Genomic DNA, 9,253 nt, shown 5'->3' with positions numbered 1-9,253 from the left:
AACTGACCTATTTATTGATGTATCGGGATTGATCACCTGCGTCCACTCGGTGGGGCAGGTAAATCGATGTGATGCTAGGCATTTGGTGGTCAGAGCATTTTGCTCGCAAAAGAAAGCATTTTGCTCGCTATAAAAAGCCAGTTGGCAGGTTCCCAGCTTTGAGGGTTGGCGTAGCATCGTTTGTGAGAATTTGGAATTCTTGATGCAACTGGTGCTGGAAGCAGCCAATTAGGTGCTTCGCGGATACGGAGCCCGGAGACACCATGAGCCTGATGTTTAGGCGAAAAAATCATCAAAGCCCTGAATAAATTACAAAAGCTAGGGAGCAAATATGATTTCACTTCGTAAGTTGTCAGTTCTCGCAATCCTTCCTTTGTTCACTGGTATTGTCTCTGCTAAAGAATATGCAGAGATCCGATTTGGCGTGGATGCTAATTATGCCCCCTTTGAATCTAAATCCCCTGACGGTAATTTGGTGGGCTTTGATATCGATTTAGGTAACGCAATCTGTGCTGAGCTCAAGGCTGAGTGTAAATGGGTTGAAAGTGATTTTGATGGTCTTATTCCAGGGCTCCGTGCCAATAAATTCGACGGGGTTCTGTCTTCCATGACTGTTACGCCTGCGCGCGAGAAGGCAGTGGACTTCACCAATGAGCTTTTCTCAGGCCCGACATCCTATGTTTACAAGAAAGGTTCTGGTCTCAGTTCTGACGTCAACTCCTTGAAGGGTAAGCGAGTTGGCTATTTTCAAGGGAGCATCCAGGAAGGCTACGCTAAAGCAGTCTTGAAAAAGGCAGGTGTTAAGGTTCAGTCATATCAGAATCAGAACCAGGTTTACTATGATCTCGTATCTGGCCGTCTTGATGCTTCTATCCAAGATACCCTCCAAGCCAAAGCAGGCTTTTTGAGTTCGCCCCAGGGGGCGGACTATGAAATGAGTGAGCAGGTTGAAAGTGAACTGTTGCCTTCTAAAACAGCTATTGCTGTTGTCAAAGGCAATGATGATCTCAAGGAGCAACTGAACAAAGCTATCAAGGCAATCCACGAGAATGGTACTTATGCCAAGCTTCAATCGAAATATTTTGGTGATTTGAATCTTTATAGTGGCAAGTGATTGTATGCGCCTATCTGGTATAGGCGCTTCATCTCATCAAGAGTCATTCGATCATGATTGATAATTTTTTTGAAGCTGTTGCTCTGCTAGGGCTCAGCATGCAGGGTTTTGGGCCGCTGCTGCTGAAGGGTACCTGGATGACTATCAAGCTATCCTTATTGTCCCTTGTGGTAAGCGTGATTTTGGGACTAATTGGTGCGAGTGCCAAGCTTTCATCTTTGTATCTGGTTAGACTCCCAGCTCAGATGTACACCACATTGATCCGTGGAGTGCCGGATCTGGTACTGATGCTCTTGATATTTTATAGTCTTCAGACTTGGCTAACTAATCTAACTCAATATCTTGGTTGGGATTATTTTGAAATTGATCCCTTTGTAGCTGGTGTGGTCACTCTTGGTTTTATCTATGGTGCCTACTTCACTGAGACATTCCGGGGAGCAATGCTCTCTGTTCCTAAGGGGCAGCGAGAGGCCGCAGTAGCCTATTGTCTAGGCCGCTCTCAGTGTTTTTTTCTGATCACCTTTCCACAAATGATGCGCTTTGCACTGCCTGGTATAGGCAATAATTGGTTGGTTCTGCTCAAGGCTACAGCTTTAGTTTCGATCATTGGGCTTGCGGATTTGGTAAAGGCAGCCCAGGATGCTGGCAAAAGTACATTCCAACTGTTTTATTTTCTTGTGCTTGCGGCTCTTGTTTACTTGCTTATTACAACGCTATCGAACTACGTATTGCGTAGGCTTGCACGTAAATATTCCGCTGGCTCCCGCGAGGCTCTGCAATGATTGACTTACTGCAGGAGTATTGGAAAGCTTTCCTGTACACGGATGGAACCGAAATCACTGGTTTGGCGATGACGCTATGGCTACTGACCGCGTCTATCATCCTAGGCTTTTTGGGCGCGATTCCACTGGCTATAGCAAGAGTATCGGATCGATTTTATGTTCGTTGGCCTGTGCAGTTTTACACCTACCTATTCAGAGGAACACCGCTCTACATTCAGCTGCTGATTTGCTATACCGGTATCTACAGTATAGCGGCAGTACGCTCCCAGCCTGTGCTGGATGCTTTTTTTAGAGATGCTATGAATTGCACGATCTTGGCATTTGCGCTCAATACCTGTGCATATACCACGGAGATTTTTGCAGGCGCGATCAGAAACATTCCGTATGGTGAGCTTGAAGCTGCTAAGGCTTATGGTCTGAATGGTTGGAGACTGAATGCATTTGTAGTGGTGCCATCTGCATTGAGGCGTGCGCTTCCGTACTACAGTAATGAGGTGATATTGATGCTGCATTCCACCTCTGTAGCCTTTACGGCGACAATTCCAGATATATTGAAAGTCGCTCGCGATGCTAACTCCGAGACCTTCTTGACTTTTCAGTCTTTCGGAATTGGAGCGTTGATTTATCTATTCCTCTCATTTGCCCTTGTTGGATTGTTCCGCTTAGCTGAGCGACGTTGGCTGTCGTTTCTAGGCCCCGCTCATTGATTTAAGGAATTTGCCGATGACCAGTTTAATAAAACCAAATAGCATTGAGCCGAGCCAGTACATGGGCAAAGATCTTGAATCAGGATATAAGCTGACCGTTGAGGGGCTTCATAAGAGTTATGGCGATCATCACGTTCTTAAGGGCGTGTCGCTGAGGGCGAATAAAGGTGATGTAATTAGCCTGATCGGGGCTAGTGGCTCTGGCAAAAGTACATTTTTGCGCTGTATTAATTTTCTTGAGACTCCTACAGACGGCGCAATGACGCTTGATGGCCAGGAAATCCGTATGGTCAAGGACAAACATGGACTGCGCGTGGCCTCAGCAGCAGAACTTCAGCGGCTACGCACTCGCTTGGCGATGGTTTTCCAGCATTTCAATTTGTGGAGCCACTTGAGTGTTTTAGACAACATCACTCTGGCACCTCAGCGAGTCTTGGGTGTTAAGAAAGCTGATGCCGAGAAGGCAGCCCGCCAGTACTTGGATAAGGTAGGCCTACCCTCTAGGGTTGCAACACAGTACCCAGGTTTTTTGTCTGGAGGGCAGCAACAACGTGTTGCTATTGCGCGGGCTTTAGCCATGGAGCCTGAGATTTTACTTTTTGATGAACCAACCTCAGCATTAGATCCGGAACTGGTTGGAGAGGTGCTTAAGGTACTCCAGGCGCTGGCAGAAGAAGGTCGAACCATGTTGATGGTTACCCACGAGATGGCGTTTGCGAAGCAAGTCTCCAGCCAGATTTTGTTTTTGCATCAGGGTTTGGTAGAAGAGCAAGGTGGTGCAGATATTCTAACCAACCCTCGTAGTGAGCGCTTGCAGCAGTTTTTGTCGAATGGTCTCAAGTAAGAGACATCATTTTGCACGCGGGCCAATCGGAAGTTCGATTGGCCTTTTTTTTCGGCGATAGGGTGGTCGTCATGAAGCTGATGTTTTCACATAAAATCATAATTTCTGCTGCGCTGGTGGTTGCTGCAGCCTTCACTAGCTTTGCAGCATACAATGGCACAGTGCAGCGCCATGCTCTGTATCGTGGTATTGAAGCCAAACTTTCAGGTCTAAGCATTTCTACAGCGAGCGGTATTTCGCAATGGATGTCCGGTAGGCTGCTTTTGCTTGATAGCCTGAAAGAGTTACTTGCGAATTCTGCAGGCCCAGAAAGCCTAATCACTGTTCTTGATCAATCCATTTTGAAATCAGTATTCGCGTTTACCTACTTTGGCAACGTTGATGGAGCGTTTTTCATTCGCCCCCAAGACGAGATGCCTGCTGATTACGACCCTCGCGTGCGTCCCTGGTTCAAGACTGCAGTGTCGGAAAACAGGACTGTGTTAACAGAGCCCTACCGAGATGATACCAACGGAAAACTCATGCTCACTGTTGCGGCGCCAGTCAAAAATAGTGACCGCTTGCATGGAGTTGTGGCAGGTGACTTGCCGCTTGATACGGTTGAAAGGATTATAAATGCGGTTGAGCTCAAAGGCATGGGATATGCGTTCCTGGTTGACTCAAACGGAAAAATTCTTGTTCATCCTGATCGCGACCTTCTGATGAAAGGCTTTTCTTCAGTCTACCTCGGGGGCACAGAGGGGTTCGGCAGCGAGCTCATGGAGGTGCAACGGGCAGGCAAGGATGAGCTGGTCATGTTTGCCGCCATCGAGGGACTACCCGCAGTCAAGTGGTACGTCGGTCTGGCGCTCGACAAAGACCAGGCTTTTCAGGAACTCAACGGCTTTCGTTTTGCAGCAGTCATAGCGACATCAATCACGGTAGCTGCGACGATATTGCTACTGGGCATCATGATTTACTTACTCATGCACCCTTTGCGACGGATGAGTGATGCGATGAAGGACGTCGCTAAAGGGGCGGGAGACCTAACAAAGCGCCTTGAGGTTAAAACCCAAGACGAGTTTGGTGTTTTGGCTCAAGACTTTAACGTGTTTGTAGAACGGATTCATGAGTCAATCCGCGATGTTTCATCCGCGACTGAACTGGTGTTTTCTGAAGTGAAGCGTGTAACGACATCATCGGCAGGCTCTCTGTCGATGTCGGGTGAGCAGGCGCAGCGAACAGATAGTGTGGCAGCAGCTATTCATGAGTTAGGGGCTGCAGCCCAAGAGATTGCTCGCAATGCCGGCGATGCCTCAGTGCAAGCAGCAAAAGCCCGAGGGCAGTCCCATGAGGGAGAGCAAGTGGTTGCTGGTACGATCTCCAAGATGAGTGACCTCTCCGACAATCTTCGGCTTGCTTCGGGCAGCATTGAGGCATTGAACGATAAGACGGTAAGCATTGGGCGAATCCTGGAGGTCATCAGGGGCATTTCTGAGCAAACTAACTTGCTTGCACTCAATGCAGCAATCGAGGCTGCCCGAGCGGGGGAAGCTGGACGAGGGTTTGCTGTAGTCGCAGATGAGGTTCGTAGCTTGGCTTATCGAACGCAGACTTCGACTCAAGAGATACATGGAATGATCGACGAGCTGCAGGCAGGTGCGCGAGAAGCGGTCAATCGGATGGAGGTGAGTGAGCATCTCAGTGCGCAGGGGATGGCGGTGGCTAATGATGCAGGTGCTTGCCTGCATGTCATTAACCACCATGTTGGCGATATCGATGGCATGAACCAAGCTGTGGCTACCGCCACTGAGGAGCAGTCGTGTGTCATTGAATCTCTCAATGTCGACATAGCTCAGATCAATAGCTTGAACGCTGAAAACGTCAAGAACCTTGAGTCAACCCAGAGTGCTTGTGAGAACCTGCAGTCTCAGGTTGAGCGCCTGAGGGGCTTGGTAGGGTCATTTCGGACATGATCTCAGGATTCTGCTCTGATGCTAAAAACTGTGCTGTCGCAGTTCGTCACTCACGAAAGAAATGAACTCGCGGACTCTGGCCGTATACCGGAGATCACGATGCGTCAGGATCCATAGGCCAGTTGTGAATTGATCCAAAGCGTTCGACTCAAGCCTGGTCAGCGCGGATGTGTTATCTCCAAGATAGCGGGGAAGAGGAACAATTCCCATCCCTGCTATCGCCGCTTGGCTGAGCGAGATCAATGAGTCTGCCCTGAAGATAATTGAACTGGCAGGGATGGTTGACTGAATCCACTTCGTCACAGCCATTTGACTGAAGGTCAGGTCGGGTGAGATCCACTTGTTGAAAGTCAATGGGTTGGTACCTTCGATCAGATTGGCAATGTCGTTGGATGCGTACAGGGCGAAGCGGACGTCAGCAAGGTGTCTGCCAATGAGAGACTCTGTAGGATTATCACCCGTCCTGATGGCAACATCAGCCTGGCGCTGAGCAAGGTCAGTGACAAAAGACCCAGTTGATAACTCAACAACAATTTTCTCGTGCTGCTTGCTGAATTTCTCAAGTATTTGGGGAAGGATTGACCCCATGATGGTATCGCAGGTGGTGATGCGAAGAACTCCCTCTAGCTTAAGATCTTTTCCTTCCAGTCTTAGTGACAAATCGCTTACTGCTCCTCTCATAATTTCAGCAGTACGCAGCAATTCTTCTCCAGCATCAGTCAGTGTATAACCTGTCGCAACTCGGTTGAAAATTCGTAATCCGTGTGCTTGCTCAAAGGTATTCACGCGCCGTAGCACGGTGGTGTGATTGACATTAAGGTGCCTTGCTGCTGCTGCAAACGACGCATGCTCAGCTACAGCAAGGATCAGCCGAAGATCATCCCAGTTCCAGTTGTGCATTCTTGCAGTCCTGTTTAGTAAAAAAGCAGATTGTCTCAAACTCACATAGTCACCAGAATTACTATCAAGCAGGGCAACCGGCACTGCATAAATAAGGGAACGAATATGACTACTCTTAGCCTTCCGCATCTGGGTGGAACTTTGCTCCGGCTAACGGCAGGGATTGCATTAATAACTCATTCTCTCTATCTGAAAGTATTTATATTCACGATGAGCGGGACGGTAGCATTTTTCGAATCAATAGGGCTTCCGGGATTATTGGCTTGGGTGACTCTTCTGGTGGAGATTGTTACTGGTGCAATGCTTATTTTTAAGATAAAGCCGCATCTCGCTGCGACTGCTGCAGTTCCCGTTCTGCTTGGCGCAACCTGGGCACACTCAAGCAATGGTTGGCTGTTCAGTAATGCCGGCGGAGGTTGGGAGTATCCTTTGTTCTGGACAATGACGCTGCTATCGATTGCACTGACTGAATGGCAGTCCACTAAGGTTGTAGCGTCTTCTGACGTAGAGACCTGTGCACTGCCCAAACACTGAAATTGTCTACTTTTCTAGATGAGAGTCTGAGGCAGAGCCACCTTAATCCTAAAGGCGTTTAATTAAATCCTTGAGCTACTGCTTGTTGCAGGTGCTCAAGGATTGGCTCGTAAGCTGCTTAAATGACTTACTTATCCACTAAGATCTTTGGATTGGAGTTTCCCCAGACGGTGTACAAGTCGGCGAGTAGTGCCCCATTTATGTCCTCCATCTCGGCTTGCGTAACCTCCGCTTGACCTTGTTTTCCAAATAGCACTACCTCGTCACCTTCTTTGATCTCAGGGAAGTCGGTGACGTCAATCATCAGCGTGTTCATTGAGACTTTACCCACTACCGGAACCCTATGCCCATCAATGAGCACATAACCTTTGTTGGTGAACGCGCGGCGGTAACCGTCAGAATAGCCGACAGGGAGGTTGGCCAACTTGGAGTCGCGTTTTAATGTCAATGTACGATCGTAGCCAACTGTATTTCCAGCAGGGTAGGGATTGATTGAGGCCACTCGCGACTTAAACTCCATCACTCTTTTGTATTCCGTGTGGGATGGAACAGTATCACCGAACAGAGCCCCGCCTGGTCTTACCATATCAAGTCGAGCCTCAGGCACTTCGAGTGTGGCAAAAGAATTCGCTGTGTGTAGGGTGATGTTTCTCCGATCGAGCTTGCCGTTCTCGATCAGCCAACTGGACTGTTTCTTAAAGTCGTCCAATCCCTTCAATACATCGGCGCGATCCTCGACAGCGTAATGAGTCATGATTGCGACAACCTCGAGGTTTTTATCATGTGTCACGCTCAAAGCGTCCTGGCGGCCTTGATCACTATGAAGTTCAAATCCGTTTCGGCTCATGCCGCCAGCATTAAGCGCAATGTGGACTTTTAGCTTTTTGCCGTTCTGCGCAGCGATGGCACCTGCTTCTTTCGCCAGTTGAGCGTTGCCGATTAACTCTTCGATGTTGTATTTCAGAGCGTCTTGAATTTCTCCGATGGATGCAGTTCGGACGCGTACAAGCTCGCCGGTGAAGCCACTCTCACGTACGACCCTGGCTTCTTCGTTGCTCGCAACAGCAACACAAGGTACCTGCATTGCAATGATTGAGGGCATAACTAACCCAATCCCATGGCCGTAGGCGTCAGCCTTGAGAACTGCACAAATTTTGGATTTACCCTCAAGCGTAGACTGTAGGGTTTTGATGTTGTGCTCGAACGCGGCTTTATTAATTTCCACCCAGGCATTGCTTGCTTGAATAGTAAGATCCGTGTTGCCATTGTGAAGGCTCAAGGGTGGGGCAGCCCACACATGGCTTTGGCAGAAGGCGAGGCTTAGGGAAATAGCGAGAATTGAACGACGGAATGGCATATGCATTACTCCATGGGCGAAGTGCTTGATATTTATTTTTGTAGTGCTGCCTTGTCCCGCCTATACCCATAACTATCTGGTGCCGCAGTGCTTACCTTTCATGCAATAGTAACGGCCTTACAGAAAAGCAGAGGATATAAAGCTCTTGGGATTTCTCTGTTCTATCACAAGTGTTGCGACAAAGGCGCAGAGGCTCAGGTAAAATTTTCTAATGGTACGCTAGTTTTTCTTGAGTGATCGCCTCGCCTCGCCTCGGCGTGGTGTTTGTGTTTCCTCACTGGGTGTGAAGATGCAATGTGGTCAATCGTTGATATTACATTTGGCGTAGAGAATCAACTTTTCAAATTCGCGTAAGGGTGAGTTTGTGGCCGTAATTATGTATTGGTTTGTTGTTTTTGGATTTTTGCTTCTGCCAACATAGCAGACCCTATCGCTTGTTCACCTTGGTCTATGAGTTTTTTACCAGCTGCACTCATGTCCCTCGCACCATCATCCTGATTGAGTTTGAATTTTCCAAATAGACTAGTTATCTCTATTTCAATTGAAGATATTTGTTTTAGTAGTTTGCTGATGTACTCACCAGGAGCATCTGACATTCTCCAGGGGCTATCCATTGATGCCTCATGTCGTTTGGTGAGTTTTGCAACAAGTTTACGGGTGCGGGTTTCATTGTCATGGAATTTCAAGCGTCCTTTTGCATGGACAATCATGTAGTTCCAGGTGGGTACTTGTCGCTGAGTTTCTTTTTTGCTCGGTAGCCAGGTTGGCGATATGTAAGCATCGCCTGCTTTGAAAATGACTAAAACTTCGTCTAGGTTGCTTGTTTCAGTCAGGATGGGATTTTGGTTTGAAATATGTGCGCTTAGCATTCCTAATTTACCAACATCTTGTTCAAGCTCGAATGGAAGATGGTTTGCATCGAGCCCTGATTGTCCCTGGGTTACTAGTGTTCCGAATGGATTTTCAACTATCAGTTTATGCAATACTTCTATTCGGTGTTCGCTAAAATGCTTCGGTAGATACATTTTTTGTCTGCTCTAGTGTGGTTTCAGGTTGAGTG

Annotated in this window: 9 protein-coding genes and 1 pseudogene; 7 read left to right on the top strand and 3 right to left on the bottom strand. The window is 47.9% G+C overall.

Annotation, left to right across the window (positions count from 1 at the left end; all coding sequences use genetic code 11):
- Positions 1 to 331: 331 nt before the first annotated feature.
- The 6 genes and pseudogenes from ABI582_RS07955 (at position 332) to ABI582_RS07930 (ending at position 5,402) form a co-directional block, all read left to right on the top strand.
- Positions 332 to 1,114 (top strand): transporter substrate-binding domain-containing protein, encoded by a 783-nt coding sequence (locus tag ABI582_RS07955; protein WP_442118897.1) that lies wholly within the window; start codon positions 332 to 334, stop codon positions 1,112 to 1,114.
- Between the two features lie 53 nt (positions 1,115 to 1,167).
- Positions 1,168 to 1,896, top strand: a complete 729-nt coding sequence (locus tag ABI582_RS07950) for an ABC transporter permease (protein ID WP_442118896.1) — start codon at positions 1,168 to 1,170, stop codon at positions 1,894 to 1,896.
- Complete coding sequence (locus tag ABI582_RS07945; RefSeq protein WP_262110472.1) at positions 1,893 to 2,603, top strand: ABC transporter permease; 711 nt, start codon at positions 1,893 to 1,895, stop codon at positions 2,601 to 2,603. The genes ABI582_RS07950 and ABI582_RS07945 overlap by 4 nt, the downstream gene beginning before the upstream one ends.
- Before the next feature lie 61 nt (positions 2,604 to 2,664).
- On the top strand, positions 2,665 to 3,447 hold the full coding sequence (locus ABI582_RS07940) for an ABC transporter ATP-binding protein (RefSeq protein ID WP_392519107.1): 783 nt from the start codon (positions 2,665 to 2,667) through the stop codon (positions 3,445 to 3,447).
- Between the two features lie 71 nt (positions 3,448 to 3,518).
- Positions 3,519 to 4,547: pseudogene (locus ABI582_RS07935) on the top strand (HAMP domain-containing protein); the annotation flags it as partial.
- A gap of 96 nt (positions 4,548 to 4,643) precedes the next feature.
- Entirely contained in the window at positions 4,644 to 5,402 is a 759-nt protein-coding gene (locus ABI582_RS07930) for a methyl-accepting chemotaxis protein (RefSeq protein ID WP_442118917.1), read from the top strand.
- A 21-nt stretch (positions 5,403 to 5,423) separates the two neighbouring features.
- On the opposite strand, the gene ABI582_RS07925 is transcribed toward ABI582_RS07930, so the two are convergent.
- Positions 5,424 to 6,302, bottom strand: coding sequence for a LysR family transcriptional regulator (locus ABI582_RS07925; RefSeq protein WP_442118895.1), 879 nt, complete (start codon positions 6,300 to 6,302; stop codon positions 5,424 to 5,426).
- Positions 6,303 to 6,407: 105 nt separating this feature from the next.
- Here ABI582_RS07925 and ABI582_RS07920 point away from each other — a divergent pair, with 105 nt between their 5' ends.
- Positions 6,408 to 6,836: a DoxX family protein gene (locus ABI582_RS07920; protein WP_442118894.1), complete on the top strand. Its 429-nt coding sequence runs from the start codon at positions 6,408 to 6,410 to the stop codon at positions 6,834 to 6,836.
- A 127-nt stretch (positions 6,837 to 6,963) separates the two neighbouring features.
- On the opposite strand, the gene alr is transcribed toward ABI582_RS07920, so the two are convergent.
- Both alr and ABI582_RS07910 read right to left on the bottom strand, forming a co-directional pair.
- The gene (gene alr / locus ABI582_RS07915; RefSeq protein WP_442118893.1) at positions 6,964 to 8,193 is read right to left on the bottom strand and encodes an alanine racemase; all 1,230 of its coding nucleotides are present in this window, start codon (positions 8,191 to 8,193) and stop codon (positions 6,964 to 6,966) included.
- A gap of 374 nt (positions 8,194 to 8,567) precedes the next feature.
- Complete coding sequence (locus tag ABI582_RS07910) at positions 8,568 to 9,218, bottom strand: FMN-binding negative transcriptional regulator (protein WP_442118892.1); 651 nt, start codon at positions 9,216 to 9,218, stop codon at positions 8,568 to 8,570.
- Between the last annotated feature and the right edge of the window lie 35 nt (positions 9,219 to 9,253).

The sequence above is a fragment of the Pseudomonas sp. SAS7 genome, from assembly GCF_052112345.1.
In the GTDB taxonomy this organism is placed as follows: Bacteria; Pseudomonadota; Gammaproteobacteria; order Pseudomonadales; family Pseudomonadaceae; genus Aquipseudomonas; species Aquipseudomonas putida_Q.
This window is presented reverse-complemented; position numbering and strand designations above follow the sequence as displayed.

What these genes read in the sequence shown, in the direction of transcription:
- ABI582_RS07910 (WP_442118892.1), bottom strand. Translation starts at nt 9,218, where the DNA reads ATGTATCTACCGAAGCATTTTAGCGAACACCGAATAGAAGTATTGCAT.
- ABI582_RS07925 (WP_442118895.1), bottom strand. Translation starts at nt 6,302, where the DNA reads ATGCACAACTGGAACTGGGATGATCTTCGGCTGATCCTTGCTGTAGCT.
- ABI582_RS07930 (WP_442118917.1), top strand. Translation starts at nt 4,644, where the DNA reads ATGTCGGGTGAGCAGGCGCAGCGAACAGATAGTGTGGCAGCAGCTATT.
- ABI582_RS07945 (WP_262110472.1), top strand. Translation starts at nt 1,893, where the DNA reads ATGATTGACTTACTGCAGGAGTATTGGAAAGCTTTCCTGTACACGGAT.
- alr (WP_442118893.1), bottom strand. Translation starts at nt 8,193, where the DNA reads ATGCCATTCCGTCGTTCAATTCTCGCTATTTCCCTAAGCCTCGCCTTC.
- ABI582_RS07920 (WP_442118894.1), top strand. Translation starts at nt 6,408, where the DNA reads ATGACTACTCTTAGCCTTCCGCATCTGGGTGGAACTTTGCTCCGGCTA.
- ABI582_RS07950 (WP_442118896.1), top strand. Translation starts at nt 1,168, where the DNA reads ATGATTGATAATTTTTTTGAAGCTGTTGCTCTGCTAGGGCTCAGCATG.
- ABI582_RS07955 (WP_442118897.1), top strand. Translation starts at nt 332, where the DNA reads ATGATTTCACTTCGTAAGTTGTCAGTTCTCGCAATCCTTCCTTTGTTC.
- ABI582_RS07940 (WP_392519107.1), top strand. Translation starts at nt 2,665, where the DNA reads ATGGGCAAAGATCTTGAATCAGGATATAAGCTGACCGTTGAGGGGCTT.